26 protein-coding genes, 1 pseudogene and 1 riboswitch are annotated in these 26,467 nt (G+C 70.8%); of the genes and pseudogenes, 17 read left to right on the top strand and 10 right to left on the bottom strand.

The window, feature by feature from the left end:
• Window positions 1-117 precede the first annotated feature (117 nt).
• Window positions 118-450 (top strand): hypothetical protein, encoded by a 333-nt coding sequence (locus tag OXS27_RS13140; RefSeq protein WP_267356545.1) that lies wholly within the window; start codon window positions 118-120, stop codon window positions 448-450.
• Window positions 451-462: 12 nt separating this feature from the next.
• On the opposite strand, the gene OXS27_RS13135 is transcribed toward OXS27_RS13140, so the two are convergent.
• From OXS27_RS13135 to OXS27_RS13120, 4 genes and pseudogenes are all read right to left on the bottom strand, one after another.
• Entirely contained in the window at window positions 463-1,149 is a 687-nt protein-coding gene (locus OXS27_RS13135) for an SDR family oxidoreductase (protein WP_243917549.1), read from the bottom strand.
• A 109-nt stretch (window positions 1,150-1,258) separates the two neighbouring features.
• Window positions 1,259-2,443: pseudogene (locus tag OXS27_RS13130) on the bottom strand (HAMP domain-containing methyl-accepting chemotaxis protein); the annotation flags it as partial.
• Between the two features lie 7 nt (window positions 2,444-2,450).
• Window positions 2,451-2,930: a hypothetical protein gene (locus OXS27_RS13125; RefSeq protein WP_267356544.1), complete on the bottom strand. Its 480-nt coding sequence runs from the start codon at window positions 2,928-2,930 to the stop codon at window positions 2,451-2,453.
• Between the two features lie 355 nt (window positions 2,931-3,285).
• Window positions 3,286-3,996, bottom strand: coding sequence for an MgtC/SapB family protein (locus OXS27_RS13120; protein ID WP_243917545.1), 711 nt, complete (start codon window positions 3,994-3,996; stop codon window positions 3,286-3,288).
• A 235-nt stretch (window positions 3,997-4,231) separates the two neighbouring features.
• On the opposite strand from OXS27_RS13120, the gene OXS27_RS13115 reads away from it, so the two are divergent.
• The 10 genes from OXS27_RS13115 to crcB all read left to right on the top strand — a co-directional run bounded on the left by OXS27_RS13115 (window position 4,232) and on the right by crcB (window position 13,546).
• Window positions 4,232-5,233, top strand: coding sequence for a MoxR family ATPase (locus tag OXS27_RS13115; protein ID WP_267356543.1), 1,002 nt, complete (start codon window positions 4,232-4,234; stop codon window positions 5,231-5,233).
• Window positions 5,234-5,415: 182 nt separating this feature from the next.
• Complete coding sequence (locus OXS27_RS13110) at window positions 5,416-6,276, top strand: DUF58 domain-containing protein (protein ID WP_267356618.1); 861 nt, start codon at window positions 5,416-5,418, stop codon at window positions 6,274-6,276.
• Between the two features lie 24 nt (window positions 6,277-6,300).
• Window positions 6,301-6,777, top strand: a complete 477-nt coding sequence (locus tag OXS27_RS13105) for a DUF4381 family protein (RefSeq protein ID WP_267356542.1) — start codon at window positions 6,301-6,303, stop codon at window positions 6,775-6,777.
• A complete protein-coding gene (locus OXS27_RS13100; protein ID WP_243917539.1) occupies window positions 6,774-7,808 on the top strand; it encodes a VWA domain-containing protein in 1,035 nt (344 codons plus the stop codon). The genes OXS27_RS13105 and OXS27_RS13100 overlap by 4 nt, the downstream gene beginning before the upstream one ends.
• Before the next feature lie 292 nt (window positions 7,809-8,100).
• Window positions 8,101-9,030, top strand: coding sequence for a VWA domain-containing protein (locus tag OXS27_RS13095; RefSeq protein WP_267356541.1), 930 nt, complete (start codon window positions 8,101-8,103; stop codon window positions 9,028-9,030).
• A gap of 13 nt (window positions 9,031-9,043) precedes the next feature.
• Window positions 9,044-9,964 carry a tetratricopeptide repeat protein gene (locus OXS27_RS13090; RefSeq protein WP_243917696.1) on the top strand — a complete coding sequence of 307 codons (921 nt, stop codon included), beginning with the start codon at window positions 9,044-9,046 and terminating at the stop codon, window positions 9,962-9,964.
• 230 nt (window positions 9,965-10,194) lie between these two features.
• Window positions 10,195-11,424 carry a hypothetical protein gene (locus OXS27_RS13085; RefSeq protein ID WP_346733005.1) on the top strand — a complete coding sequence of 410 codons (1,230 nt, stop codon included), beginning with the start codon at window positions 10,195-10,197 and terminating at the stop codon, window positions 11,422-11,424.
• A gap of 399 nt (window positions 11,425-11,823) precedes the next feature.
• Complete coding sequence (locus OXS27_RS13080) at window positions 11,824-12,249, top strand: EF-hand domain-containing protein (protein WP_243923039.1); 426 nt, start codon at window positions 11,824-11,826, stop codon at window positions 12,247-12,249.
• Between the two features lie 176 nt (window positions 12,250-12,425).
• Window positions 12,426-12,935, top strand: a complete 510-nt coding sequence (locus tag OXS27_RS13075; RefSeq protein WP_267356540.1) for a hypothetical protein — start codon at window positions 12,426-12,428, stop codon at window positions 12,933-12,935.
• Between the two features lie 63 nt (window positions 12,936-12,998).
• Window positions 12,999-13,071, top strand: a riboswitch (Fluoride riboswitch).
• Window positions 13,072-13,156: 85 nt separating this feature from the next.
• Window positions 13,157-13,546: a fluoride efflux transporter CrcB gene (gene crcB / locus OXS27_RS13070; protein ID WP_243923035.1), complete on the top strand. Its 390-nt coding sequence runs from the start codon at window positions 13,157-13,159 to the stop codon at window positions 13,544-13,546.
• A gap of 133 nt (window positions 13,547-13,679) precedes the next feature.
• Here crcB and OXS27_RS13065 read toward each other — a convergent pair whose 3' ends face one another.
• Entirely contained in the window at window positions 13,680-14,510 is an 831-nt protein-coding gene (locus OXS27_RS13065; protein ID WP_243923033.1) for a pyruvate, water dikinase regulatory protein, read from the bottom strand.
• A 464-nt stretch (window positions 14,511-14,974) separates the two neighbouring features.
• On the opposite strand from OXS27_RS13065, the gene OXS27_RS13060 reads away from it, so the two are divergent.
• The 3 genes from OXS27_RS13060 to OXS27_RS13050 all read left to right on the top strand — a co-directional run bounded on the left by OXS27_RS13060 (window position 14,975) and on the right by OXS27_RS13050 (window position 16,972).
• Window positions 14,975-16,102 (top strand): uroporphyrinogen decarboxylase, encoded by a 1,128-nt coding sequence (locus OXS27_RS13060; RefSeq protein ID WP_243923031.1) that lies wholly within the window; start codon window positions 14,975-14,977, stop codon window positions 16,100-16,102.
• 7 nt (window positions 16,103-16,109) lie between these two features.
• Window positions 16,110-16,541: a protoporphyrinogen oxidase HemJ gene (gene hemJ, locus OXS27_RS13055; RefSeq protein WP_243923029.1), complete on the top strand. Its 432-nt coding sequence runs from the start codon at window positions 16,110-16,112 to the stop codon at window positions 16,539-16,541.
• Between the two features lie 83 nt (window positions 16,542-16,624).
• Complete coding sequence (locus tag OXS27_RS13050; RefSeq protein ID WP_243923027.1) at window positions 16,625-16,972, top strand: lysozyme inhibitor LprI family protein; 348 nt, start codon at window positions 16,625-16,627, stop codon at window positions 16,970-16,972.
• Between the two features lie 37 nt (window positions 16,973-17,009).
• On the opposite strand, the gene hisG is transcribed toward OXS27_RS13050, so the two are convergent.
• Together hisG and OXS27_RS13040 are read right to left on the bottom strand one after the other, a co-directional pair.
• Window positions 17,010-18,005: an ATP phosphoribosyltransferase gene (hisG, locus tag OXS27_RS13045; protein ID WP_267356539.1), complete on the bottom strand. Its 996-nt coding sequence runs from the start codon at window positions 18,003-18,005 to the stop codon at window positions 17,010-17,012.
• Window positions 18,002-19,141: an ATP phosphoribosyltransferase regulatory subunit gene (locus tag OXS27_RS13040; RefSeq protein ID WP_243923023.1), complete on the bottom strand. Its 1,140-nt coding sequence runs from the start codon at window positions 19,139-19,141 to the stop codon at window positions 18,002-18,004. Before OXS27_RS13040 ends, hisG begins: the two co-directional genes overlap by 4 nt.
• A gap of 467 nt (window positions 19,142-19,608) precedes the next feature.
• Here OXS27_RS13040 and OXS27_RS13035 point away from each other — a divergent pair, with 467 nt between their 5' ends.
• On the top strand, window positions 19,609-20,892 hold the full coding sequence (locus OXS27_RS13035; RefSeq protein ID WP_267356538.1) for a histidine-type phosphatase: 1,284 nt from the start codon (window positions 19,609-19,611) through the stop codon (window positions 20,890-20,892).
• A gap of 163 nt (window positions 20,893-21,055) precedes the next feature.
• On the opposite strand, the gene OXS27_RS13030 is transcribed toward OXS27_RS13035, so the two are convergent.
• The 3 genes from OXS27_RS13030 to OXS27_RS13020 all read right to left on the bottom strand — a co-directional run bounded on the left by OXS27_RS13030 (window position 21,056) and on the right by OXS27_RS13020 (window position 23,725).
• Window positions 21,056-21,304 (bottom strand): hypothetical protein, encoded by a 249-nt coding sequence (locus OXS27_RS13030; protein WP_243923019.1) that lies wholly within the window; start codon window positions 21,302-21,304, stop codon window positions 21,056-21,058.
• Between the two features lie 67 nt (window positions 21,305-21,371).
• Window positions 21,372-22,919: a histidine--tRNA ligase gene (hisS, locus tag OXS27_RS13025; RefSeq protein WP_243923017.1), complete on the bottom strand. Its 1,548-nt coding sequence runs from the start codon at window positions 22,917-22,919 to the stop codon at window positions 21,372-21,374.
• 302 nt (window positions 22,920-23,221) lie between these two features.
• Complete coding sequence (locus OXS27_RS13020) at window positions 23,222-23,725, bottom strand: DUF3429 domain-containing protein (RefSeq protein WP_267356537.1); 504 nt, start codon at window positions 23,723-23,725, stop codon at window positions 23,222-23,224.
• 431 nt (window positions 23,726-24,156) lie between these two features.
• Here OXS27_RS13020 and rho point away from each other — a divergent pair, with 431 nt between their 5' ends.
• Together rho and OXS27_RS13010 are read left to right on the top strand one after the other, a co-directional pair.
• A complete protein-coding gene (rho, locus tag OXS27_RS13015) occupies window positions 24,157-25,506 on the top strand; it encodes a transcription termination factor Rho (protein ID WP_267356536.1) in 1,350 nt (449 codons plus the stop codon).
• 346 nt (window positions 25,507-25,852) lie between these two features.
• Complete coding sequence (locus OXS27_RS13010) at window positions 25,853-26,464, top strand: Maf family nucleotide pyrophosphatase (RefSeq protein WP_243923011.1); 612 nt, start codon at window positions 25,853-25,855, stop codon at window positions 26,462-26,464.
• Window positions 26,465-26,467: the final 3 nt, after the last annotated feature.

The raw sequence follows: 26,467 nt of genomic DNA, 5'->3' as shown, positions 1-26,467 counted from the left end.
GCGGGGGGCAAAGCTTGATCAGCCATGCGCCGTCATGATCCGTCACAGATCTTTGATGCACTGCACAACCGCCCTGGAAAGCGCTATGTCTGTCCCATGAAGACCGCGAGTCGCCCCGTGAAGAAGACACAGAAGAGCTTCGCCGACCTCCCGCCGATCCGGGTGCGCCGCGAGCCGCCGACGGTGAACGAGGCGGTCGCGGCCGCCCAGGACCTCGCCGACGATGTCGAGCAGCAGGCCGAAATCGCGGCCGGCCTGATCGGCCTGCCCGTCGACGAGGTCCGCCCGCATGTCCTGGCGGCCAAGAAGGTGAAGCCCGAGCGCATGCCGGAGCGGATCATGACCCAGGCCAGCCCGAGCCGGGCCCCGCGCACCGTCGTGGTCGAGCGCCGCACCCGCCCGACCGTGGTGATCGAGCGCCGCACCCGGCCCCTCGCGCCCCCGCGCTGACGGGATCCGGCCCTACCAGGGCAGCGTCGCGCCCCGGTAATCGAGATACTGCGCGCCCGGCTGGCCGAGCCGGGCCGTGATGACGTCGGCGAGGCCCGTGACGCTGGTGGCGACGTCGATATCGGCCTCCGCGCCGCCCATGTCGGTGCGCACCCAGCCCGGATGCAGGATCAGCACCGAGACGTTCTCCGCCCGGTGGCGGATCTCGAAGCTGCGCGCCAGGGTGTTGAGCGCCGCCTTGCTGGCCCGGTAGTTCTCCCAGCCGCCGGTCTCGTTCAGGCTGACACTGCCGAGAATCGAGCTCATCAGCGCGAGGCTGCCGCCCGGCGCCAAGCGATCTAGGAACGCCTCGGCGAAGCGGATCGGGCTGACCGCGTTGGTAAGATAGACCTGCGCGGCGACATCCCGCGGCACCGCATGCAGCGGGTCATGCGCCTGCGTGGCAACGCCGGCCACCACGAAGATCAGGTCGAAGTGCTGGTCCGCCAAGCGGTCGTGCAGGGCGGCGACGCTCGCCTCGTCGTCGATATCGGCGGTCTCGACGCGCAGCGTTTTCGCGTCGAGGCGGGCGAGGTCGGGGGATGGGGTGCGCTGGGTCGCAGTAACGGACCAGCCGCGCGCCAGGAACGTCTCGACGAGGCCGAGCCCCAGGCCCCGGGAGGCTCCGACGATCAGCGCGTTTTTTTGAGACTGGGTCATGGTCGGCCTCCGGATATCGGGCGGATAAGAGGGGATTGGGTCCGGAGGTTTCGCGCGGGGCCGGGATTCGGGCGAAATCCGATACCGCGCGGGATGCAAGCCGGCACAGTCAGGCCGCCCGCACGGTGGCGAGGAAGCGCCCGACCTCCGCGCGGAGATGCTCGGACTGGCGCGCCAGTTCGGAGGCGGCGGACAGGACTTGGCTCGCCGCCGCCCCCGTCTCCTCCGAAGCCTGCGCGACGCCGGCGATATTGCCGGTCACTTCGTTCGTGCCGGTCGAGGCCTGGGCGACGTTGCGCACGATCTCCTGCGTGGCCGCGCCCTGCTGCTCCACCGCCGCCGCGATCGAGGTCGCCACGCTGTTGATCTCGCGGATCCGGCCCGTGATGCCACCGATGGCCGAGACGGCCTGATCGGTCACGCCCTGGATCTCGCCGATCTGGCCGGCGATCTCCTCCGTCGCCTTGGCGGTCTGGCCGGCCAGGTCCTTCACCTCGGCCGCCACCACCGCGAAGCCGCGCCCCGCTTCGCCGGCGCGGGCCGCCTCGATGGTCGCGTTCAGGGCGAGCAGGTTGGTCTGGCTCGCGATGTTCGAGATCAGCCCGACCATGTCGCCGATCCGCGCCGAGGTTTGACGCAGCGCCTGAACCAGGGTGGCGGTCTGGTCCGCTTCGCCCACGGCCGCCTGGGCCAGCGTCGCCGAGCCCCGGACCTGCCGGCCGATCTCTTGCACCGACATGCCCAACTCCTCCGCGGCGTAGGCGACCATGTTCACGTTCGCGGCGGCTTGTTCGGACGCGGCCGCGACGGCGGTCGACCGGCTCGTGGTCTCGGTAGCCGTGGAGGTCATCTGTTCTGCCGTCGTCTGCAACTCGGTGGCGGACGACGACACCATGCCGATGACGCCACCCACCGCTGCCTCGAAGCCGTCGGCCATCTGGCGCAGGGCCGCCTTGCGCTGCTCCTCGGCGGTGCGTCGCGCCTGAACGGTCTCGGCTTCGAGCTGAAGGGTGCGGATCGAACTTGCGCGCGATGCCTCCAGGGCGAGGGCGATCGCGCCGATCTCGTTGGCCCGCCCGGTATAGGGAATCTCGGCCTGATGGTCGCCGGCGGCGAGGTCCTTCATGCGCTGGATGAGGCGGTCGATCGGACGCGTGACGCGTGCGATCAGGTATCCGAGTGAACCGATGCCGACGGTGAGGGCAAGGCAGCAGAGGAGCGTCGTGAGCCCGATCGAACGCGCATAGGTCTCACCGGCGCTCGCCGTGGACTGCTCGCCGCCCGCGACGTTCAGGGCGGTGTTACGGTCGAGACAATCCAGGGCCTTCTCGAAGGGTATGCGCGAGGCCTGGAACAATGCGTTGAGGGCAGGCTGATCCTTGGCTTGCGCCGCCGCGATCAGTTTCGCGCGATACCCCTGGTATTCGCTCCAGTGTTGCTTGAACCCGGTCCAGAGGGCCCCCTTCCTCCGTGCTGGAGATCAGGGAGACGTAACCCGCCGCAACCGCTTCGGCTTCACCGAGACGGTGATCCGAGATCTCGACCAGATCGTTGACGGGCTCGACCGCGGTAACCAGGCGCGCATCGACAAGACGCAAGCGCGTTATTTTATATTTGATTTCACCAAGTTTTGATACGCTTGGTAACCAGTTCGTCGATAAATCGAGCGCATTGTCGTGAACCGATCGCAGCTGAGAAACACCGAGCACACCTTGCGCCGAGATGGCGGCCACGAGCGCACAAACAAGCGCGATGAGAATGTGCTTGACCGTGAATGCCATGGCGCTGCCTCAGACGGGAGTCGATGTTCTCCATAGTGGCGCTGATAAGCACTTCATGTACTGACTATGTGACACTGTTTTGCTGCGGCAAGGCTCTATCGCCTTACTTCCAATTTATTCTTACTGCGGTTCATATTTTCGATTTACAAGCACATTGATTTTATGATGCCACCGTCAGATCTGAATTACATCGTTCACTCATGAAAGCGCGGCCTGCGGCTGAACGGTGTCGGCAGGCGCTCTGACGTTCAAGCCGCAGCCTCCGCTCCCCGATCGACACGATCGGGTGCGGAATGACGGCTCCAGAGCGAGAGCCACCTCCGCTACGGTCGAGCAGACCAAACCTCGAAAAAAATCAATCCGCCGTCTGCACCGACCACGTGGCGTGGCGGATGCCCGGGGCGCGGGCGAGCGCGTTGGTCACGGCGTCGAGTTCATCCGCCTTCACGGCGCTGGCCGTGAGCGTCGCCACCACGTCGACCGCGCTCTCGCCGCGCTCCTCCACCTCGACGTTGCCGACCGGGTAGTTGGCCGCCTCCAGGAGTTCCACCAGCAGGTCCTGCGCCGGGCCGGCCTCGCCGGGCGCGGTGGTGACCTGGACCTCGTAGGTCGCCTCGGTGGCGGATTCGCGGATCGGCGCGCGGTTGATGGCGTTCACCAGCGGCCGCAGCGCCGTGTTGCAGGCCAGCACCGTCACCATCACGAACACCGCCTCCAGGGGCAGGTCGGCGCCGCAGAACGCGCCCACCGCGGCCGAGCACCAGAGGGTCGCGGCCGTGTTGAGGCCGCGGACGTTCATGCCCTCCTTCATGATCACGCCGGCCCCGAGGAAGCCGATGCCGGAGATCACGTAGGCGACGGTCCGGACACCCCCGTCCGGGCCGCTCAGCCGCATGCCGAGATCGACGAAGGCCGAGGCCCCCACCGCCACCAGCACGGCCGTGCGCAGGCCCGCGGTGCGCTGCCGGTACTGGCGCTCGGCCCCGATGATCGTGCCCAGCACGAAGGCCACGAGCAGGCCGATCGCGGATTTCGCTTCTTCGGGGAGAGCGGCGTAGCTGGTCATCGGCGGTTCTTGCGAGCGGGGCGGTGACGAAACCGTGACATCGTGGACCGGCCCGGGCCCGAAAGCCCAAGGAAACCGGGATTGACGGCCGTACCGGGCAGCAGGCACACCGGCAACAGACTGAGGATCCCTTAAGAATTCGGGACCCGGCCGAGGAGGCGTGCAGGATGCAGGACAGAGCCCAGGCGGCGGATACGGTCCGCGCAGGATCTCTCCACGCGAAATCTTGTCGCTCATGAGCGGCGCCCTCGCCGAACGCCGGCCCGAGACGATCCCGGATGCCGCCCTGCACGGCCGCGTCATGGCGCTGCGCGAGGGGCTGGAACGCGGCCTGATCGGCAGCGCCGGCCTCGTCGAGCGCCTGCTGATCGGGCTCCTCACCGGCGGCCACCTGCTGATCGAGGGCGCGCCTGGGCTGGCCAAGACCCGCGCGGTCAAGCGGCTCGCCGACGGGCTCGACGGCTCCTTCGCGCGCATCCAGTGCACCCCCGACCTGATGCCGGCCGATCTGACCGGCACCACCGTCTGGCGGCAGGACAGCGGCACCTTCGAGTTCCTGCCCGGGCCGCTGTTCCACGCCCTCGTGCTGGTGGACGAGGTCAACCGCGCGCCCCCGAAGGTGCAGTCGGCCCTGCTCGAATCCATGGCCGAGGGTCAGGTGACGGTCTCAGGATCGACGCACCGGCTGTCCGACCCGTTCATGGTCGTGGCGACCCAGAACCCGATCGAGCATGCCGGCACCTTCCCGCTGCCGGAGGCGCAGCTCGACCGCTTCCTCCTGCACGTCGTGGTCGACATGCCCGACGAGGCCACCGAGCGGGCGATCCTCGACCTCGTGGAGGGCGAGATCACCCATCACGTCGACGCCATGACGATGCGGCTGTCGCTGGCGGACGTGCGCGCGGCCCGGGAGGCGGCGCTTTCCACCTACGTGTCGCCGGCGCTCAAGGATTATCTCGTCCGGCTGGTGGCGGCGACCCGCACCGATGCGGCGGCGCCGGACCTGCGCGCCCTGATCGAGCATCCGGCCTCGCCGCGCGGTACCCTGGCGCTGATGATGGCCGGCAAGGCCCGGGCGTGGCTGCGGGGCCGCGACCACGTCACCCCCCAGGACGTGACCGAACTCGCCCGCGACGCCCTCGCACACCGGATCGGCCTGACCTGGCGGGCGGCCGCCGAGGGCAAGACGGCGCGCGGCGTCGTCGGCGAGCTGGTGCAGCGGGTGCGGGCGCTCTGACGGTGTTCGGGCTGAAGATCCCGCGCCGCGCGCCCCCTCCCCCCTCTGCGGGGGAGGGTACCCTGCGCAGCTGGGGGGGCCGGGACAACGCCCGCCAAGAGGGGAGCGACGGTGCGGGTTTCGGCACGCGTCGCGACCTTTCCGGCACCGATCACGGCATCCATCTCTCGGGCGAGGCCCTGATGGGCCTGCGCCACCTCGCCCGGCGAGGCTCGGCGCCCGCCACGCGGACGCTGGCGGGCCTGCCGGGGGGCATCGTCACCCGCCGCCGCGGGCGCGGCTCGGAGCCGGAGGATGTCCGGCTCTGGTCGGAGGGCGACGACCGCCGCTTCATCGACCGCAACGCCACGGCCCGGACCGGGCAGCTGCATGTCCGCACCCACCACGACGAGCGCGACCGGGCCGTGGTGCTGCTCGCCGATTTCCGGCCCTCCATGCTGTTCGGCACCCGCCGGGCGCTCCGCTCGGTGGCGGCCGCCGAGGCCCTGGCGCTGCTCGGCTGGCGGGTCGCGGCCGATGGCGGCCGGGTCGGCTTGGCTGTGGCCTCCGCCGGCGCCCCCACGGTGCTGCGGCCGGCGGGCGGCGAGCGCGCCATGATCGCGGTGACCGGGGCGCTGGCCCAGGCCCATGCCGACGCGCTGGCGGCCGAAACCGGTTCGCCGACCCGCACGGAGCCCCCGCTGGAGACGACGCTCGGCCTCGCCCGCGGCCTGCTGCCGGCCGGGGGCCATCTCGTCGTCGCCAGTGCCCTGGACGATCCGGGCCCGGGCTTCGACGAACTCCTGACCCTGCTGGCCGAGCGGATCGCGATCCGGCTGATCCTGGTGAGCGACGCCTTCGAGCGCGCCCGGCCGCCAGGCTACTACCCCTTCGCCCTCGCGGACGGGCACTGGGGGACCGCCCTGTCGGCGACGGCCACCGGACAGGCCGAGGCCCGGCTCGCCGACTATGCCCGCCGCGGCATCGCGGGGGTGCGCCTCGACGTCGAGACCGGGCCTGAGGCCTACGCGCCGCTGATGGAGCGCCTCGATGCGGTGCTGTGAGGCCGGACCCGGCGGATCGCCGCGATGAACCCCGCCACGATCCCCACAGAGACCCCGCTCGGCCTCGATCAGCTCCGCGGTCTCCATCTGCCGGGCGGTGCCGCCGGAGCCGTGCAGAGCGAGATCGTCGCGGCGGCGCTCCTGGGCTTCCTCGCCGCCCTGCTGGTGGGGCTGGTGCGCTATGGGCGCAGCCGGTCCCGGGCCACGGTACGCCGGGCGGCGCTCACCGAACTCACCCGGAGCCGCAGCCTCGATCCGGAGGCGCGGCTGCTGGCCCAGGCCCGTCTGCTGCGCCGCCTCGGCCGGACGCTCGGCGGCGACGTTGAGAGCCGGGCCGTGGGGGCGGACTGGGCGGCCCGCCTCGACGGGCTGTTCCGGACCGATTTCTTCGCGCGGGGCGCCGGGCGGGTGCTCGCCGATGGTCTGTACCGCCGGCAGACGCCGGATCTCGACGCCCTGGATGCCGAGCTCGGCCGCCTGATCGGACGGCTGCGGACATGAATGGTGTTCTGCCCGCCTGGCTCAGCGCACTTCTGTCGGCCTTCGACTTCGCCGCGCCCTGGGCGCTCCTGGCCCTCCCCCTGCCGCTGCTGGCCACGCGCCTGATCCCGGCCGAGCCGGAGGGCGGCAGCGGGGCGCTGCGCGTCCCCGGCACGGTGGTCGGCGAAGGTCGCTCCGGCGCCGACCTTGCCGCCCGCGGCCGGCGCCGGGCCGCGCTGACCTGGACGCTCTGGGTCGCCCTGGTGGCGGCGCTGAGCGGCCCGCGCCTCGTCATGCCGGCGACCGCGCTTCCGGCCTCGGGCCGCGAGATCATGATCGCCATGGATCTCTCGGGCTCCATGGAGCGGCGCGACTTCACCCTCGACGGCGAGACCGTGAACCGGCTCACCGCGGTCAAGCGCGTCGGCACCGACTTCATCCGGCGCCGGGCCGGGGACCGGATCGGCCTCGTGATCTTCGCCGATCAGGCCTACGTGGCCGCCGCGCCGAGCTTCGACACTGCGGCGGTCGCCCGGGCGCTGGACGAGGCGACGATCGGCATCAGCGGCCGCTCCACCGGCATCGGCGACGGCCTCGGTCTCGCCCTGCGGCGGCTGGACCCGCGGGATGCCGGGGACGACGCCCCCTCCGTCCCCGCGGGCGGCAAGGCCGCCAAGGCCGTGATCCTGCTCTCGGACGGCGCCAACAATGCCGGCCAGACCGCCCCCAAGGACGTGGCCGAGCTCGCCAAGGAACTCGGCATCAAGGTCTACACGATCGCGCTGGGTCCCCGGGACATGGCGGATGCCGACGGGGAGCAGGATGTGGTCGACACCGAGACCCTGCGCGACATGGCGCAGGCCAGCGGCGGCGAGGCGTTCCGGGTGCGCACCACCGACGATCTCGTCCGCGTCGCCGACGCCATCGACCGGCTGGAGGGGGGCCGCGCCCTGGCACCGCCCCTGCCGCTGCGCCGGGACCTCTGGCCGTGGCCGGCGGCCTTGGCGCTCCTGAGCGCGGCCCTGTTGCTCGCCAGCCGGAGGGGGGCGTGATGGGACAGGGAAGGGCTTTGACGCAGTTTTCTCCAGGTGTCCGGCACGAATCCGATGCGATATCGCGCGTTCGTTCCCGCGCGGTCCCTTTCCCGGGCGCATGCAGCGTCAGCGGAATGCGACCCGGGACCCAGCATGGGACATTGCGAAGCGCCCGTCTCGATCAACCCGCGTCGCGATCGCGGCGCGTCCTGTGCTGGGTCCCGGATCAGGTTCCGCTGGCGCTCCACCTGTCCGGGAAAGGGCTCGGCTTCGATCGTCAGGAAGGCTGCGCCATCTCCGGGTCGCCGCGATGAGCGCCCTCGACGCATTCGCGCTCCTGCGCCCCTGGTGGTTCCTGGCGATCCCGGTCGTCGTTCTGCTGGTCCTGCGGGCCGCGTCGCGCTCGGCACCGCTCGGCGACTGGGCCCGGGCGGTGGATCCGGCGCTGATGGCCCATCTCGCCCGCACCGGCGCGGTGCTCGGCGGACGGCGGCAGGCCAACCTCGCCGCCGCCCTTGCGGCCGGGCTGATCGCCCTGGCGCTGACCGGACCCGCGGTGGAGCGCGCCGACGCACGCACCTTCCGCAACCTCGACGAGACCGTGATCGTCGTCGACCTGTCGCGCTCGGTCACCGAGGGCGGCAATCTCCAGGGGGTCCGGCAGGCCGCCGCCGCGGTCGCCGAGGCCGCCGGGACCCGAGCGGTCTCCCTCGTGGTCTACGCGGGCGACGCCTACCTCGCCGCCTCCCCGACCACCGACCGCGACAGCTTCGGCACCACCCTGTTCGCGCTGGACGCCGACACGGTGCCCGACCGCGGCTCCCATCCCGAGCGCGGGTTGGCGCTGGCCCGCCGCACCCTCGCGGAGGCCAACGTGGTGTCGGCCGACGTGGTGCTGATCAGCGACGGCGACGGCATCGGCGAGGCCGCCACCCGCGAGGCGCGCGCGATCGCCGGGCAGGGCTGGCGGCTCCAGGCCCTGTTCGTCCCCGCCGACAAGCCGCTGCCGTCGAACGCGCCCAAGCCCGACCGGGCCGCCCTCGACGCCCTCGCCCGGGCCGGCGGTGGCACGACCGCCGACATCGCGGCCCCCGGCCCGGTGCTGGACGCGGTCGGGGCTGGCCTCGCCCAGCACCTCGCGGCGGGCGGCTACGGCGTGCTGGCCTACGCGGATCTCGGGCGCTGGCTGCTGCTGATCGCGGCCCTGCCGGCCCTGATGCTGTTCCGCAGGAGTGCTTGATGAGGCGCGCGTGATGCGGCTGACCCTGCCCGAGACGGGCTTTTCCGCTCCACTCCGCGCCGGCCTCCCGCCGCGCTGGCGGCGGCTGGCCCGGATCGCTGGCCTGGCGCTCGCCGGCCTCGGCCTGCTTGCACTGCTCGCGGTCTCGCAGCCCCGCACCGGGTTCGGGCGCCTGTTGATGGGGATCGGCCTACCGGGGCTTGCCGCAGAGGTGTTCGCTGATCCGGCCTGGCGGGCCGCCGCGCTCTACGAGGCCGGCCGCTACGACGCGGCGATCGCGCTGTTCCGCTCCGGGGGACGCCGGGCGAGCTACAATCTCGGCAACGCGCTGGCGCGGGCCGGCGATCTCGACGGGGCACTCGCCGCCTACGACGAGGCCCTACGCTTCAACCCCAGGGACGCCGACGCCCAGGCCAACCGCTCGCTGATCGCCCGGATGCGCGCCGAGGTGATCGACCGTGGCCCCGGCGGCGGCATCGCCAACGGCACGGCCCAGTACGGCGCCCGCTACAACAACACCGCCAACCAGGACCAGAACAACGACATCAACGCCGCCTCCAGCGGCGAGGGTCTGGCCGGCAACAAGGAGTCGAACGCCAGCGCGTCGCTGCCCGGCAACAGCAAGGTCGCCCGCCGCGGCAAGGCCGAGCAGCAATCGATCGACGCCGGAAAGGGCCAGGCTCGGGGGTCGGCCGGCGACGCGGCCGGCCGCGGCCGGACCGGCGGCGGTTCCGCCATGGTGGCCGAGGCGCCCGAGCGCGAGGTTCGCCGGGTGACCAAGAGCTTCGAGGCCCACGAGATCCGCCCGGACCGGCTCTGGCTCCAGACCCTGCCGGACGATCCGGGCCGCTATCTCAAGCTGCGCCTGCGCGCCGAGCAGACCCGCCGGGTCGAGGCCGGCACCGCGATCCCCGCCGGGAGCAACCCGTGGTGAGTTTTTTGGCGTTTCCGAACCGCGTGCCCTCCCTCCCCCCTCTGTGGGGGAGGGTACCCTGCGCAGCAGGGGGGGAGAGGGGCAGCGCGACGCTGCAGGATTTCACGCCCGTCGCGACCTCTCCGGCACCGGCGCTCCCCCCTTGCGGGACTTCGTCCCGACCCGACCGCCTTCGGGGGCCACCCTCCCCCGCAGGGGGGGGAGGGAGGAGCCGCATTCTGCTGACGGGTTTGTTCCTCGCCCTCACCCCCCTCGCCGCCCAGGCCGAGATCGAGCCCGGCGACCTCACCCTCACGGTCACCGCCGAGCGCAACGGCAACAGCGCCCCCTTCCCCCGCGAGATGGTGCTGTTGAAGATCCACGGGGTCTACAAGCAGCCGATCCTGCTGGAGGAGGTGGTTCAGCCCTCGCTCGCCAACTTCTCCTGGACGCAGCTCGGCCGCGATCATTGGAGCAAGGCCAAGCTCCCGGACGGCCAGAGCGCCATCGCGTTCGACCGCACCGTGGCGATCTTTCCCCATCATGCGGGCCAGTTCACGATCGAGCCGTTCACCCACAAGCTCACCGTCAACGATGTCGGCGAGCGCCGGGTGGTCGAGATCCACTCGCAGCCGATCCCCTTCCCGGTGGCGCCCTGGACCGCCGCCACGGGCGGCCCGGACGCCAAGGAGCCCTGGTGGCTGCCCGCCCGGGACGTGGCGGTCACCGATTCGTGGAGCCCCGATCCCGAGACCATCAAGGTCGGCGAGACCGCCCGTCGGATCGTCACCCTGGAGGTCCAGGGCATGGTGGCCGAGGGCCTGCCGCCCCGGCCGGTGATGCGCACCCGCGGTATCATCACCTTCGCGGGCCCCGTCACCCGCGAGACCCTGCTGACCCCCTCGGGCCCCGTGGCCCGGGCCACCTACCAGTGGGACGTGAAGCCCGGCGTGCCGGAAATCATCCCCCTCGACGCGATCGCGATCCCCTGGTTCGACACCAACACCCGCACGATGCGCGAGACCGAGATCCCGGCCCGGCAGATCGGCGGCGGATTGCCCGACCGCGAGACCGACCGGGCGCCCCCGCCGGTCCCCGCGCCCCTCGCGGTCGCCGCGGCGGCGCTCGCCGCCTTCGGGCTCGGGCTGGCGCTGATCGGCTTCGGCCTGGGCCGGCCGACCCTGCGCCTGTCCGGGCCGATCCGGCGGCGCCTGCGGGCGGCAGCCCGCGCCGACGATCCGGCCGGGTTCCGCGCCGCCCTCGATGCGGCGATGCGCGAGGCGCCGGAGCTGGCCCGGATCTGGCGGGCGCAGCCCGACCTCGCCGCCGCCTTCGCGGCCCTCGACCGGTCGGTGTTCGGCGCCGCGGGCGCGGCCGGACCGGATCTGCCGGCCCTGGCGCGCAGCCTGTCACGCGCCCAACCGGTGGCCGCCGCACCGGGGCCGGACCGGCTGGCGCCCCTCGACGGACCGGCCCGCTAGAGCGCTCTCCGCCGAAGTGGACGCCGGTTCGGCGCACGAGAGCGCGTCACACCAAAGGCTTAGAGCCGCCGGGGTCTTGGCCACGGTACACGACAGCATCCCGTGGCTGGGTCATGAGCGATCCCACCCAATCCCCCTCATCCCGAGGTGCGAGGGTAGCGAGCCTCGAAGGAGGGCTCCAGCCAGCCGCGCGATCCCTGGAGGGCTCCTTCGAGGCCTCCGCTGCGCTCCGGCACCTCAGGATGAGGGAGAGGGTGGGATGACCGATCGAAGGCTTTCGGTCTTGTGTCGAGTCCCGTGGATCTTGGCGATCCTCGGCTTGTGAAGGACGGTTCGGGAACAGCCACCGCGGTTATGATTTGGGTCGCCGGCGCAGATCGCCACGGAGACCCGCTCGACATGTCCACGCCCCTGATCCGACCCATCCTCGCCGCGGCGCTCAGTGCCGCCCTGGTCCTGCCGGCCACACTTCCGACCACGGCCTTGGCCCGGTCGTCCGGCGCCGAGCGCACGCTGAAGATGGTCGACACCGACAAGGACGGCACCATCGACCTCGCCGAGGCCCAGGCGGCGGCCGGGAAGGTTTTTGACGCCGCCGAGACCGACAAGGATGGCACCGTCGACGCCAAGGAGTTGAAGGGCCGGGTCAGCAAGAAGGATCTGAAGGCGGCCGACCCCGATTCCGACGGCACCCTCGACCGGAAGGAATACCTCGCCCTGGTCGAGCAGCGCTTCAAGGCGGCCGATCCGGACGGCGACGGCAAGCTCGACGCCAAGGAACTCAAGACCCCCGCCGGCCGGAGCCTGCTGCAGCTTCTGAAGTGACGACCGCCTGATCGAAGGCCATTGCACAGTCCCTAGGCAAGTACTATTCCTGTGCAATGGCTTAAGATCCGGGCAGGCATCAATATTTTGCACGATGTTGCGTCATCTGAAAAACCTCCATAGGTTCCCAGTATCCGGACGAACAAGAACCGGGTGAACCACGAGGGAGGAGCGCGATGGCACGCGCGAATGACGTCAAGGATCGGTTCCGCGCGCGGCTGCAGGAAGCCGATGCCCGGAGCAACGCGTTTCGCCAGAAGCTGCTGGACGAGGGCAGCCGGGCTCTGCAGCCGGTCGTGGGCGTCCTGAACCTCATGGCCGAAGTGCTCAACGAGGAGGATAACGTCCACGGCAGCATCACGGGCCTCGAGGCCAGGATCGATCAGGACAACTTCATCAGCCTCTGCGCGCAGCTGCGCGGGCTCGAGGCCGAGCAGAAGATCAAGATCAAGTACGGGCCAGAACTCGGCGGCAGCAACTTCATCTCGGTCTCGGGCCTGAACCAGCGCTACAACGAGCGCCTCATGCCCGGCGCGGCGCACTGCGCCAGCGGGCGCACGGTGGGCAGCGACATCCAGCTCGACGAGCACCGGGGCGACGAGCTCGCCGAGGTGGTCCGCGAGGTGGTGGAGGATTTCTACGCCGCCCAGATCGCGCAGCGCAGCCACTTCACCTTCGCGCGTTGATCCCCGAACCGGCATGGGGGCCGGGAAACCCGGTTCCCCCCTGCACCGTCCTGCGCTAGATCTGTCGGTGATGGGGATGGAGCTCCCCGACAACCGCCCGGCATCCGCATGCCGGGCTGATGGCTCCTACCGCACGGGCGCGCTTTTCGCGGTCCGCGGTGGGGCCGTGCGCCGAAGCCGCGACGCGTGAGGTCCGCCCGACCGAAACAGGAAGGGCAGGCATGATCAAGACCCTCATCGTCATCCTCGGCGCCGGACTCGGAGGCGGTGCCCGGCACGGCGTCAACGTCGCGGTTGCGCGGCTGCTGCCGGGTCTCGGCTTTCCGCTGGCCACGCTGATCATCAACGTGCTGGGCTCGTTCCTGATGGGCGTGTTGGCCGAGGGTTTCGCCCTGCGGGGCGCGGCCAGCCACCCGGCCCGGCTGTTCCTGACCACCGGAATTCTCGGCGGCTTCACCACCTTCTCGACCTTCTCGCTCGACGCGATCAGCCTGTACGAGCGCGGCGAGACGGCCATGGCCGCCCTCTACGTGCTGGCCTCGGTGGCAACCGGTCTGGTGGGCCTGCTGGCCGGCCTCGCCCTGGTGCGTGCGGTCCTGAGCGGGAGCTGAAAAATCCCGGTTTTAGAAGGTCCCCGACCTTTTGCGGGTGCAGGGCAGCGCCCTGCTCTGTCGGGCTTCGGCCGAGCGTCGGGGCGCTGCCCCGACACCCCGCCAAAGGGCTTGCCCTTTGGGAACCCCGGACTCAATCCGCGATGAACTTCAGGCGGTGGTCGCGGTAGAGGTCGACGATCGCGGCCGCGGTCTCCTCGATGGAGCGACGGGTGACGTCGATCGTCGGCCAGCGGTTCTTGACGAACAGCCGGCGCGACATGGTGATCTCGTCGGCCACCGCCGAGCGGTCGACGTAGAGGGACGATTCGTCGGCGTTGAGGCTGGACAGCCGGTTCTGGCGGATCTGCACGATCCGCTCCGGTGACGCGAACAGGCCCACCACCAGCGGCTTGCGCGCGCGCTCGATCGCCGGCGGCAGCGGCATCCCCGGCACCAGCGGCAGGTTGGTGGTCTTGAGGCCGCGATTGGCGAGGTAGATCGAGGTCGGCGTCTTCGAGGTGCGGCTGACCCCGAGCAGGATCACGTCGGCCTGCTCCAGATCCTCCGGCAGGTTGCCGTCGTCGTGGGCCAACGTGAAGTTCATCGCGTCGATGCGCTTGAAGTACTCCGCGTTCAGCATGTGCTGGGCGCCCGGCCGGGCCGTGGTCTCGGCACCGAGATAGGCGCGCAGCAGGTCGTGGACCGGCCGCAGCACCGACAGGCACGGGGACCCGGTCTCCCGGGCGACCTCCTCCAGCCGCTCACCGAGATCGCCGCCCACCAGGGTGTAGAGCACGAGGCCCGGCGCGGCCCGGATCTCCGAGATGACCCGGTCGAGCTGCGCCGCCGAGCGTACCAGCGGGTAGACGTGCTCGATCGCCGACACCCCCTCGTACTGGGCGGCCGCCGCCCGCCCCACATTGATCAGCGTCTCGCCGGTCGAGTCGGAGACGAGGTGGAGGTGGAAATAGCTGCGGCCCATCTGGTCGCCTTCGTCACGGGGCCCGGGTTATCCACCGCCGGCCGCCAGGGGAGTCGATCAGTGTGGATAGGATGCCCGACCGGGCCGGTCCAGAACAGGACGGTGTTCGGTTATCGACTCCGCCGTTCACAGGCCCGCGATTTGGGCAGGCGGAATCCGGCCCCGTGGGACAATCCGGGACACACGGGGGGTGCGTACACGACTCGGCGTAGCCAAGGCGCTGTCGGACCATCCGGTTCTCGCAATATGGAGCGAATCCTTTAAAGCCTCGTTAACGGCGCGGCGGCGGGGACGGCCTGTGGACCCGATTGCGCGCCCGATCCTCGCCCCCCCAATAGAAAAAACAGAGTCCTAGAATCTCTCTTTTCTTTTCGAAGGGGCCTGTGTGGGGATCGGCGTGCCGCGACTCGACAGGAGGCACGCCGACAGGCATTCCGGATCGGACAAGCGGGGGTGGAGCGCAGATGACGGGGACGCCGCAGGGGGAACGCAAGGTGCTGCGTGTCCTCGAGGGAGAGGCCATCGGGCCGCCCCCCGCCTGGATGATGCGCCAAGCGGGCCGCTATCTGCCGGAATACCGGGCGAGCCGGGCGGAGGCGGGCTCGTTCCTCGACCTCTGCTACAATCCGGATTTCGCCGTCGAGGTTACCCTTCAGCCGATCCGGCGCTTCGGCTTCGACGCCGCGATCCTGTTCTCGGACATCCTCGTCGTCCCGCACGCGCTGGGTCAGGACGTGCGCTTCGTGGAGGGCGAGGGGCCGCGCCTCGACCCCCTCGACGGGCGCGAGGCGTTTTCGCAGCTGCGCGAGGCCGGCGATCCGGCCGTGATGACCCACCTCGCCCCGGTCTTCGAGACGGTGAAGCGGCTGCGTGCCGAACTGCCCCGCGAGACCACGCTGCTCGGCTTCTGCGGCGCCCCCTGGACGGTGGCGAGCTACATGATCGGCGGGCGCGGTACCCCGGACCTCGCCCCGGCGCGGGCGCTGGCCGAGGGCGACACGGCCCTGGTCGACACCCTGATCGACCGCCTCGTGACCGTGCAGACCGACTACCTCGTGCGGCAGCTCGAAGCCGGCGCCGATGCGGTGCAGATCTTCGAATCCCATGCCGGCACCCTGCCGCTGGCGGTTCCCGCCGCGGGCGGCACCGTCGAGCCCGTTGGCGACGTGGCCGAGAGCGCGCTTCCGGACGCGAGCGTGGATGCCCTCACCCGCTGGTCGCTGCGGCCGATCGCCCGGATGATCGCGGGCGTGCGTGCCCGGGTGCCCGGGGCCAAGATCATCGTATTCGCCCGGGGCTCCGGGCTCGACGGCCATGCCCGGGTGGTGCCCGAGACCGCTGCCGACGCCATCGGGGTCGATTGGGGTGTGGACCTGAAGGCCCTGCGCGCCCGGGTCCCGGCCTCCACGGTCACGCAGGGCAACCTGCATCCGGACACGCTGATCGAGGGCGGCGCGGCCCTCGACGCGGCGGTGGACACCGTGCTGGCCGCGACGGCAGGCCTGCCGCACATCTTCAACCTCGGCCACGGCATCACGCCGCAGACGCCGGTCGCCCATGTCGAGCGCATGCTCGCACGGCTGCGGGGCTGAGCCGGCCGTGCTGTACGACTGGATCAAGGTCGGGCACATCGTCAGCCTGATCGCCTGGATGGCGGGCATGCTCTACCTGCCCCGGCTGTTCGTCTATCACGCGAGCCTGCCGCCGGGCTCCGAGGGGCAATCGGCGACCTTCAAGGTCATGGAGCGCCGCCTGCTCAAGGCGATCATGACTCCGGCGCTGATCGCCACCTGGGTGTTCGGGCTGATCCTCGCCTGGATGAGCGGCTACTACGCGGCCCCCTGGCTGCAGGCGAAATTCGTGCTGGTGCTGGCGATGTCGGGCATCCACGGCTGGCTCGCCCGGATGGTCAAGGACTTCGCCGCCGACCGGAACACCCGCGGCCACCGGTTCTACCGGGTGCTCAACGAGGTGCCGACGCTCCTGATGATCGTCATCGTCATCCTGGTGGTGGTCAAGCCGGGCCTCTGATCCGGGGATCCTGTGATCCCGGGCGCGTTTCGCCACGCTGTCGGCGCGCGGGAGCCTTTCCGCCACCGGCTCGTTGGCAGGCTATGTCGAAGCCGCTCGTCCTCGCCCTGCTCCTCGCCGCCCTCGGGGCCAACGCCCCGGCCTACGCGGCGAGCTTCCCCTGCGACAAGGCCACGGCGGCCGACGAGAAGGCGATCTGCGCGCATCTTCCCCTCAACGACCGGGACGTCGAGATGGCGACCCGGTTCGAGATCCTGAAGGCCGTGCTGCCGATGGGTGGCCAGGGGAAGCTGCGCGAGGATCAGGAAGCGTGGCTCGAGGAGCGCCGGACCTGCGGCGCCGACGTAGCTTGCCTGACGGCCGCGTATGACGGGCGGCTGAAGGTGCTGCGCGGCGTGCTTTCGGAGTTCGCCAAGCAGGGGCCGCAATAGCTCGCAGCGATCACGCGTGCAGGCCCGACGAACGCCCTTACAACCGCGCCAGCAACCGCTCCGCCAGCGGGTTCTCGGCCGCGAAGGCGTAGTCCACCCGCCGCACCGTCACGGCCCGTGCCCCGGCCTCGACCAGCGCGCCGGCGAGGTCGAACACCGCGCCCTCCGGACAGCGCAGCACGATCTCACCCTCCGGCCCCCGCGGAGCACCGTAGGGCAGTTCCGCCTCGTGCAGCCCTGCGAGGGTGGCGAGGTCGATCGTGCCGCTCTCCGGCAGGGCGGCGCGCACCTCTCGGGTCGTGCGGGCGCGCTCCTCGGCGGCGATGCGGCCGAGCACGGTGCGCAGCGCCGCCCGCTGGCCCGCGCCCCAGGGCGCCTTGAGCGAGGCCACGAGGTTCGCCTCCGAGCGCAGGATGATCCCGTCCTCCAGCACCTTCAGGGCGTTGGCGCTGAGCGTCGCCCCCGTGGTGGTGATATCGACCACGATCTCGGCCGAGCCGGCGGCGGGCGCCCCCTCGGTGGCACCCAGGCTCTCGACGATCCGGTAATCGGCCACGCCCTTCTCGGCGAAGAACCGGCGGGTCAGGTTCACGTATTTGGTGGCGACCCGCAGGCGCCGGCCGTGGCGGGCGCGCATCCCGGCCGCGACCTCGTCGAGATCCGACATGTCGCGCACGTCGATCCAGGCCTGGGGCACGGCCACCACCACGGTGGCGTTGCCGAAGCCGAGCGGCGTCAGCAATTCCACCTGGCCGCGCACGTCCGGCAGGGTCTCGCGGATCAGGTCCTCGCCGGTCACCCCGAGATGGGCGGCGCCGGAGGCGAGCTGCGCGGCGATCTCGGAGGCCGAGAGGTAGCGCACCTCGACGTCTGGCACGCCGAGCAGCTTGCCCCGGTAATCGCGGGCGCCCGCGCCTTGCGCGAGCTTGAGGCCCGCGCGGCCGAAGAACGCGCTGGCATTCTCCTGCAGGCGTCCCTTGGACGGAACCGCCAAGATGAGGGGCTCGAAGTTGAGGGGCTCGGAAGCGCTCATTGTCCGGCTCCCGCCACGCGCTCGATCCAGAAGGTGCAGCCCACCGCGGGCAGAGGCACCGGGCTGCCGAGATGCCCCAGCAGCCCGTCGTAGCGCCCGCCCCCGACCAGGATCGGGCCGTCGCGCTCGGTCACCTCGAAGATGAAGCCGGTATAATAGTCGAGGTTGCGGGCGAAGCCGCCCTGGAAGCGGAAGCGTTCGATCGGCAGGCCCCGGGCCGCGATGAAGCCGGTGCGCTCCTCGAACAGGTCGAGGGCGGCCGAGAGGGCGTCGTGGCGCAAGTTCGCGTCGGCGACCAGCGCTCGCAGATCACGCGCTGCCGCGTCCGGATGGCCGGCGATCGCCCGGTAGCGGTCGAGGATCGCGCGGTTCTCGGTGTTGAGCCCGGCCCCGCCATGGGCCTGCGCGGAGGCTTTGGCGAGGAAGCGTTCGGCGATCTCGCCCGCGCTGCGCCCGCCCACCGCCGAGATCCCGGCGATCGCCAGCACGTCCTCCACGAAGGCGCGCACGCCCCGCGGGTCCTGGCCCTGGATCGCCGCCAGCAGGCCGGCATGCGGATCCTCGGGCCGCGCCCCGGCGCCATTGGTCACGGCGTCGAGCGAGCGCCCGGCGGCGAGCGCTCGGAGGGTCCGCCGCTTGGCGGCGGGCGGAACCGCGAGCCCGTCGAGAAGCGCAACGGTCAGGCCCATATCGCCGAGCCGCACCGCCGGATCATGCCGGCCGAACAGCGCGAGACCTTCGAGGGCGAGGCCCAGCACCTCCGCGTCCGCGGCCGGCGTGTCGGTGCGCCCGATCGATTCGATCCCGGCCTGGAAGAACTCGTCGGGCTCGTCGGCCGCCAGCCGGAAGACCGGGCCGCAATAGCTGTAATCGGCCACCCGCCCGTCGGCCTCGGCCCGGTGCAGGCGGCAGACCGGAATGGTGAATTCCGGGCGCAGGCACAGCTCGGCCCCGGCCGCATCCTGGGTCACGAAGATCCGGCGGCGGATATCCTCGCCGGACAGTTCCAGGAACGGCTCCAGCGGCTGCAGCACCGGCGGCGTCACCGGCCGGTAGCCCGCCGCCGTCAGATGGGCGAGCAGACGCGTCCGCGCCGCGTCCCCCGCCCCCGTCTCACCCGCCTCCGGTCGTGTCATCGTGTCCACCTCGCGGGCGCTCTGTAGCAACCACGGCCGGGCTTGGCGACACACCCCGCGCTGGTCCGGCGCGCGGGACTGCGCAGGGGCCGTCCGGCCCGATCGTCACGCCGATCAGGGGATTCCAAAGGGCTCGCCCTTTGGCGGGTCGTCAGGGCAGAGCCCTGACAGATCGGGCGAAGCCCTGGTGCGGGCAGAGGCCGACCATCGGGCACAGCCCGACAGCAGGGCGCTGCCCTGCACCCGCGAACGGTCTCGACCTTTCGAAACCAGAACATTCAATGTGTGAACCGATAAAATGAAGCGTTAGATTGTGGTTTATGGATCATACGAACCAAAAATGAAGTCGATACGATCCGAAATCCAGCAGGTTAAGACTTAGAAAGCGGATGGATTGCTTCTTCGCATGAGCTTGAGCATTGTCGGGTGGTCGGATCATCCGGCGGCGATGTGGAGCAGATCCCGGGATGACTCGGCGCGTCTTTCAGATTCCCGGTCGGCGGCAGGTGGGCCTCGCCGCGGCGCTGAGCCTGATCCTGGCGGCGCAGGCGCCCGCCCGGGCCGAGCCCAAGCTCGAACGGGTGGTGACGGTCACCCGCCACGGCGTACGCGCGCCGACCGCCTCGCCGGCCGCGCTGGAGGCTAAGACCGGCCGGCCCTGGCCCGCCTTCCCGGTCGAGCCGGGCGAGCTGACCCCGCACGGGGCCGAGGCGTTGACGCAGATGGGGGCCTACCTGCGGACGGTCTATGCCGCGGCGGAATTGCTGCCCGCGACCGGCTGCCCGGCGCCGAACGCCGTACAGGTCTGGGCGGACGGCGCCGCGAACCGCACCCGCCGGAGCGGCCAGATCCTGGCCGACGCCGTCCTCCCGGGTTGCGGCCTCGTGGCGCGTCATGGGCCGGTGGGTGCCGTCGATCCGGTCTTCGACAGCGGGCGCATCTGCCCCCTGGAGCCGGTCGTGGCCCTGGCGGCGATCCAGAGCCGGACGGTGGGCGGGATCGCGGTGACCGACAAGCCGTCCGAGAAGGCGATCGCGGCGCTGAAACGGATCCTCGGCCCGCAGGCCTGCGCGGCGGTCCCGGCCGCCTGCCTGGACGGCCCGAGCACGTTAGTCGCCGAGCCGAATGGGCTGAAGATCGCCGGTCCGCTGGCGCTCGCCGCCACGGTGTCGGAAAACCTGCTCTTGGAATACGCGGAGGGCCTGCCGGCCGAACAGGTCGCCTGGGGGCAGGGTTCGACCGAGACCCTGGCGACTCTGCTGCCCGCCCACCGGCGCTCGGCCGACCTCCTGCGGCGGACGCCCGAGATCGCCCAGTTCCGCGCGGCGACGCTGCTGCGGATGCTCGCCGACCTGCTGCAGGGCGAGGCGCCCCGGGGTCTCGGCGTCCCACCGCTCGGGGCGAGCGCGCGCCTCGTCATGCTGGCCGGTCACGACACCACCCTGTCGAACCTGTCGGGCGCCCTGGGGGTCGGCTGGTCGCTCCCGGGTCAGCCGGACCCGACGGCCCCGGACACGACCCTGGCCTTCGAGGTCTGGGGCCATCCCGAGACCGGGGCGCGGACGGTTCGGGTCAAGATCTACGCCCAGACCCTCGATCAACTGCGCACCGCCCGGCCGCTCGGCCCCCGCGACCCGCCGGTCTCGCTGCCACTGGCGATCGGGATCTGTCCGGCGCGGGATGGCGGCTGCGACCTCGCGACATTCGCCGCCAAGGTCCGCGCCGCGCTGCCGCCGGTCTGCGTGCGGTAGAGCAACGTCCCGGTTTCGAAAGGTCGAGACCTTTCGCGGGTCCAGGGCAGAGCCCTGGTGCCGGGTTCCACCCGGTGTTGGGCGAAGCCCAAGTCTCAGGGGCTCCGCCCCCGAACCCCCGCCCAAGGGCTCGCCCTTGGGAAACCCGGACTCGCTTGCGGTCTCAGAGCGGGCGGGCGCTGCCGAGGCGGGCACCGCGGGGTCGCCGTGCGGATTTCTTCCGGGTCAGGGAAGCGAGTGCGGGGGCGCCCGCGACGCCGGCGCTGAGGACCGGCGCGCTGCCGGTTCCCGGCGTGGCCGATGCCACGGCGCTGGGCAGTTGACCGGGCACCGGGCGGGCTGCGGAAGCCGGTACTGCGCCGGCAAGGAGCAGCACGGCCGGCAGGATCAGCGTGGGCGTCTTGAAGCGCATCCCCGGATTTCCCTGCCGACAAGGTCGCGGCATCGACCGGGAACAACGCCGCGGAGGCTTGTGCGTTTCAACCCGCGGTCGACGGAAAGTGCCGAGCCAGCACGGCACGGACCTGCGCCACCAGATCGGCCTCCGGACAGGAGAATTGCGCCGGCCGCGCGGCCTTCCACTCGGCGTTGCTGGCGATGGACTCCGCCGCCCGGGCGCCCTCGATCAGGTCCTTGATCTGGACCTCGCCGGCCAAGCGCTCGTTCGAGCCCTGGATGATCGCCACCGGGGCGCGGCGGCGGTCGGCGTATTTCATCTGCGCCTTCATGCCGGCGGCGCCGAGATAGAGTTCGGCCCGGATGCCGTCGGCACGCAGCAGCGCCACGAGGCGCTGGTAATCGGCCATGTTCTCCCGATCGAGGACCAGCACGACCACCGGCCCAGGAGTCTCGGTGCCGGCGAGCAGCGGGCTATTCACGAGCTGCAGGGCCGAGAACAGGCGCGAGACGCCGATCGAGAAGCCGGCCGCCGGCACCGGCTCGGCCCGGAACCGCCCGACCAGCCCGTCGTAGCGCCCGCCGCCCGCCACCGAACCGAAGCGCACCGTCTGCCCGTCCTCGTTGGTCACCGGGAAGGTCAGCTCGGCCTCGTAGACCGGGCCGGTGTAGTATTCGAGCCCGCGCACGACGCTCGGATCGGCCCGGATCACGTCGTGGCCGTAGCCGGCGGCCGCGCAGAGGCGCATGATCGCGTGCAGTTCGGCAATGCCCTCCCGGCCGGTCTCCGAATCGCCGACCGCGTCGTGCCAGCCGGCAAAGAACTTTTCCCAGAACGCCACCTTGTCGGCGCCGTCCGCGGCGCTGGCCTGGAACGACACGTAGGCCAGGATCCGCCCGATCGCCGCCTCGTCGAGGCCCGCGCCCTTGGTGAAGTCGCCGCTCTCGTCCTTGCGGCCGGCGCCCAGGAGCTGGCGCACCCCGTCGACGCCCAGCCGGTCGAGCTTGTCGATCGCCCGGAGCACGGTCAGGCGCTGGCCGGCCCGGTCGTCGCCCGCGAGGCCCGCCGCCTCCATCACGCCGTCGAGCACCTTGCGGTTGTTGACCTTGACCACGTACTGGCCGCCGAGCCCGAGCCGGTTCAGCGTGTCGGCCATCAGCATGCAGATCTCGGCATCGGCCGCGATGCTGCCCGCGCCCACGATGTCGGCGTCGAACTGCATGAACTGGCGGAACCGGCCCGGCCCCGGCTTCTCGTTGCGGAAGACGTAGCCGGCCCGGTAGCTGCGATAGGGTTTGGGCAGGGCGTCGAAATTCTCGGCCACGAACCGGGCGAGCGGCGCCGTCAGGTCGTAGCGCAGCGACAGCCACGCCTCGTCGTCGTCCTGGAACGAGAACACGCCCGCGTTCGGCCGGTCGAGGTCGGGCAGGAACTTGCCCAACGCCTCGGTGTACTCGACGAACGGGGTCTCCAGCGCCTCGAAGCCGTAGAGTTCGAAGCTCCGCCGGATCGTCTCCAGCATCCGGTGCTGCGCGGCGATCTCACCGGCGCGCCGGTCGACGAAGCCGCGCGGCAGGCGGGGCTTAAGGATGTCGGCCTTCTCGGCCTTGGGAGTATCGGCCTTGGACATGGGGGCGCGTTCGCTTCTCGCGGACCCGGAGCGCGGATCCGGCATCGGATTGAATCGTCCCCGCCAGGCGGGGATCCTGCGGCCGGGCTCTAGAGCATGCGGTGCGAAAGGGGAATTCGGTTTGCGGATGCGACCCTGCGCTCGGCTGGATCCACCACGCGCCTCTCCCTCCCCCGCAGAGGAGGGAGAGGCGCGTGTTCTGATACCGCTCGCCTTCTCCAACCGTGATCGAGGAACCCGTTAGTCCGGGTGAGAACATGCTGCATCCGACGGCGCGTTGTGCCGCGTGCCGCCGGACGACGTCAGTACGGCGCCGTCAGCTTCAGCCAGAGCAGCACCGCAAGGCTCACCACGGCGATCGGCATCTGGAGCGGACGCAGGCGGGCATGCGCCAGGGGCACCGCACCGGAGCGCGCCGCGATCGGATCGAAGATCCCGACCAGGGCGTAGCCGAGGATCAGCATCGCCAGAGCCGGAACGGCTTTGCCCATCACGGCGGAGAACAAGCTGAACAGCCCGAGCGCGTAGATCACCAGCATCGTGACGATCTGCGACAGCCGCGGGCCGCCCTCGGTCCGGAAGCTGACGCCCCGGTGGACGCCGGCGAGGAACAGCAGGATCGAGGCCGCGTACAGCAGGGTGAACAGGGCCACGAGATAGTCGAGCGGCTGCCCGTTCAGCCACCAGGCCGCCGCGGCACCGACCACGATCGGCACCATCGGGCCGAAGCCGAACACGACGTCGAGCCATGGGATCCGGCGCGGCTCGTGGGCGGTGATGGTGCGTCCGGCGGCATCGTCGCGCATGGTGGTCTAATGGGCTTTCGGGTCTGAAACGGATGGCGGATCAAAAACGGGTTGCGGGTCTGAAACAGGTTCACGGTCTGCTGCGCTGCAGCACCGGGACGGGGAACGATCCCGATCGGACCCGGTTCCAAGTCCGTCCGCGGCGTCGCCTGTCTAACCTTGACGCAACCCGTCCGCGAGGGCCTTTAGCGCGCCCTCGCCGTGCCTTCCGTGCAAGGCACTTGAGTGTGGGGGCGAAACGCGTTATCCGTACCGGGCCCTCATCACACGGTCTGCGCCGTAGCGCGCCTGTGAGGGTCCTGCCAGAACGGTTTCGCCACCCTGATCCTCGGGCCCCTCGCCGCAGCGCGGCCCGCCCATCGCCGCCCGTCCCCCGGGTGCGTGGCACAGAACCGGCCCTCCCACCTTCTCCGTCGGTTGCAAGACACCCCATGACGCCACATCCCGACGCCCTCGCCGAGATCGAGACCGAGGAGCCGGCCGATGCGCCGGCCCTCCCCGCCGCCCTTGAAGGTGTCCGCGAGGTCAAGCTCCAGGATCTCAAGGTGAAGACGCCCACCGACCTGACGGCCTTCGCCGAGGAGGTCGAGGTCGAGAACGCCTCGACCATGCGCAAGCAGGAGCTGATGTTCGCGATCCTGAAGCAGCTCGCTGCCAAGGAGATCGAGATCATCGGTTCGGGCACCGTCGAGGTGCTGCAGGATGGCTTCGGCTTCCTGCGCTCCTCGGACTCGAACTACCTGCCCGGCCCCGACGACATCTACATCTCGCCGACCCAGATCCGCCGCTTCGGCCTGCGCACCGGCGACACCGTCGAGGGCCCGATCCGCGGCCCCAAGGACGGCGAGCGGTATTTCGCGCTTCTGAAGGTCAACACGATCAACTTCGAGAACCCGGAGAAGATCAAGCACAAGGTCCACTTCGACAACCTGACGCCGCTGTTCCCGACGAAGCGGTTCAAGCTCGAGCTGGACAACCCGACCAAGAAGGATTTCTCGCCGCGGATCATCGACATCGTGGCGCCGATCGGCAAGGGCCAGCGCGCCCTGATCGTGGCGCCGCCGCGCACGGGTAAGACCGTGCTGATGCAGAACATCGCGCAGTCGATCACCCTCAATCACCCCGAGTGCTACCTGATCGTGCTGCTCATCGACGAGCGGCCCGAGGAGGTCACCGACATGCAGCGCTCGGTGAAGGGCGAGGTCATCGCCTCGACCTTCGACGAGCCGGCCACCCGCCACGTGCAGGTCGCCGAGATGGTGATCGAGAAGGCCAAGCGCCTCGTGGAGCACGGGCGCGACGTCGTGATCCTGCTCGATTCGATCACCCGGCTCGGCCGCGCCTACAACACGGTGGTGCCGTCCTCCGGCAAGGTGCTGACCGGCGGTGTCGATGCCAACGCCCTGCAGCGGCCCAAGCGCTTCTTCGGCGCGGCCCGCAACATCGAGGAGGGCGGCTCGCTCTCGATCATCGCCACCGCGCTGATCGACACCGGCTCGCGCATGGACGAGGTGATCTTCGAGGAGTTCAAGGGCACCGGCAACTCCGAGATCATCCTGGACCGCAAGGTCTCCGACAAGCGCATCTTCCCGGCGATCGACATCACCCGTTCGGGCACCCGCAAGGAGGAGCTGCTGGTCCCGCCGGACGCGCTCAAGAAGACCTACGTGCTGCGCCGCATCCTCAACCCGATGGGCGTCACCGACGCGATCGAGTTCCTCATGGACAAGCTGCGCCAGACCAAGAGCAACGGCGATTTCTTCGACTCGATGAACACCTGAGGCGCACGCCTCCCCGGCGGCGCTGCGATAGTCCCGGAGCCTAGCCCGGGACGCAGTTCCGCCTCGCCTCGATCCTGAACTTCGATTGACGCGCGCGCACCCTCCCCCCTCTGCGGGGGAGGGAGATAAACGGTGCCTGTCCCTTCTCGGCACGGAATGGACAAGTTCCCTGTCCCGGCCGTTGACCTTCCCCTAACCGACCCGTGCCAAGGTCATCTCGGGCGCCAGGTTGCGTAACGGCCCCGCGACAGCCCCGCCCGCCGGTCCATTCCGACGGCGGGGCTCGTCGCAGCCCCCGATACGATCGCCGTCTTGCGCCCTGCGCCGGATCCGTGACACTGGCGCGATGCTCCGCTCGCCCTGGACCGGCTCGGCCCCGCTCCTCCTCGCCTCCACCAGCCCGACCCGACGCCTCCTGCTGGAGAGCGCCGCGCTGCCGGTCGAGACCGCGTCCCCCGAGGTCGACGAGCGCGCCCTGGAGGCGCAGAGCGCCGGCCTGTCCCCGCCCGATCTCGCCCTGCACCTCGCTCGCGCCAAGGCCGAATCGGTGGCGGCCCGGCATCCCGGACGCGTCGTCATCGGCGCCGATCAGGTGCTCGACTGCGACGGCACCGTGTTCCACAAGCCGGCCGATGCCGCGGCGGCCCGGGCGCAGCTCGCCCGCCTCGCCGGCCGGACCCACGCCCTGCATTCCGCCGTGGCGCTGGCCGGATCCGTCCGCGACACCTTCGTGGAGACCGCCCGGCTGACCCTGCGCCCCCTCGATGCTCGGGCGATCGCGGCCTATGTGGACTGCGCGGGCGAAGATCGCGTGCGGGCGAGCGTCGGCGGCTACCAGCTCGAGGGGCCGGGCATCCACCTGTTCGAATCGGTCGCAGGCGATCACAGCACCGTGCTGGGCCTGCCGCTGCTGCCGCTCCTCGCGCGGCTGCGCGCCGCCGGGCTTCTGGCTTTCTGAGGG

Origin of the sequence: Methylobacterium sp. GC_Met_3 (assembly GCF_026540775.1) — a bacterium.
Lineage (GTDB): Bacteria > Pseudomonadota > Alphaproteobacteria > Rhizobiales > Beijerinckiaceae > Methylobacterium.
The sequence above is the reverse complement of the archived record's forward strand: the minus strand, read 5'-3'. Positions and strand labels throughout refer to the sequence as shown.

Bases quoted from the DNA above. Each gene is read 5' to 3' on its own strand.
- OXS27_RS13100 (WP_243917539.1), top strand. From the start codon at position 6,774: ATGAATGGTGTTCTGCCCGCCTGGCTCAGCGCACTTCTGTCGGCCTTC.
- OXS27_RS13135 (WP_243917549.1), bottom strand. From the start codon at position 1,149: ATGACCCAGTCTCAAAAAAACGCGCTGATCGTCGGAGCCTCCCGGGGC.
- hisG (WP_267356539.1), bottom strand. From the start codon at position 18,005: ATGAGCGCTTCCGAGCCCCTCAACTTCGAGCCCCTCATCTTGGCGGTT.
- OXS27_RS13095 (WP_267356541.1), top strand. From the start codon at position 8,101: ATGAGCGCCCTCGACGCATTCGCGCTCCTGCGCCCCTGGTGGTTCCTG.
- OXS27_RS13040 (WP_243923023.1), bottom strand. From the start codon at position 19,141: ATGACACGACCGGAGGCGGGTGAGACGGGGGCGGGGGACGCGGCGCGG.
- OXS27_RS13050 (WP_243923027.1), top strand. From the start codon at position 16,625: ATGTCGAAGCCGCTCGTCCTCGCCCTGCTCCTCGCCGCCCTCGGGGCC.
- OXS27_RS13075 (WP_267356540.1), top strand. From the start codon at position 12,426: ATGGCACGCGCGAATGACGTCAAGGATCGGTTCCGCGCGCGGCTGCAG.
- OXS27_RS13035 (WP_267356538.1), top strand. From the start codon at position 19,609: ATGACTCGGCGCGTCTTTCAGATTCCCGGTCGGCGGCAGGTGGGCCTC.
- rho (WP_267356536.1), top strand. From the start codon at position 24,157: ATGACGCCACATCCCGACGCCCTCGCCGAGATCGAGACCGAGGAGCCG.
- OXS27_RS13080 (WP_243923039.1), top strand. From the start codon at position 11,824: ATGTCCACGCCCCTGATCCGACCCATCCTCGCCGCGGCGCTCAGTGCC.
- OXS27_RS13105 (WP_267356542.1), top strand. From the start codon at position 6,301: ATGAACCCCGCCACGATCCCCACAGAGACCCCGCTCGGCCTCGATCAG.
- OXS27_RS13110 (WP_267356618.1), top strand. From the start codon at position 5,416: ATGGGCCTGCGCCACCTCGCCCGGCGAGGCTCGGCGCCCGCCACGCGG.
- OXS27_RS13065 (WP_243923033.1), bottom strand. From the start codon at position 14,510: ATGGGCCGCAGCTATTTCCACCTCCACCTCGTCTCCGACTCGACCGGC.
- OXS27_RS13120 (WP_243917545.1), bottom strand. From the start codon at position 3,996: ATGACCAGCTACGCCGCTCTCCCCGAAGAAGCGAAATCCGCGATCGGC.
- OXS27_RS13060 (WP_243923031.1), top strand. From the start codon at position 14,975: ATGACGGGGACGCCGCAGGGGGAACGCAAGGTGCTGCGTGTCCTCGAG.
- OXS27_RS13020 (WP_267356537.1), bottom strand. From the start codon at position 23,725: ATGCGCGACGATGCCGCCGGACGCACCATCACCGCCCACGAGCCGCGC.
- OXS27_RS13030 (WP_243923019.1), bottom strand. From the start codon at position 21,304: ATGCGCTTCAAGACGCCCACGCTGATCCTGCCGGCCGTGCTGCTCCTT.
- OXS27_RS13010 (WP_243923011.1), top strand. From the start codon at position 25,853: ATGCTCCGCTCGCCCTGGACCGGCTCGGCCCCGCTCCTCCTCGCCTCC.
- OXS27_RS13115 (WP_267356543.1), top strand. From the start codon at position 4,232: ATGAGCGGCGCCCTCGCCGAACGCCGGCCCGAGACGATCCCGGATGCC.
- OXS27_RS13090 (WP_243917696.1), top strand. From the start codon at position 9,044: ATGCGGCTGACCCTGCCCGAGACGGGCTTTTCCGCTCCACTCCGCGCC.
- crcB (WP_243923035.1), top strand. From the start codon at position 13,157: ATGATCAAGACCCTCATCGTCATCCTCGGCGCCGGACTCGGAGGCGGT.
- hisS (WP_243923017.1), bottom strand. From the start codon at position 22,919: ATGTCCAAGGCCGATACTCCCAAGGCCGAGAAGGCCGACATCCTTAAG.
- OXS27_RS13125 (WP_267356544.1), bottom strand. From the start codon at position 2,930: ATGGCATTCACGGTCAAGCACATTCTCATCGCGCTTGTTTGTGCGCTC.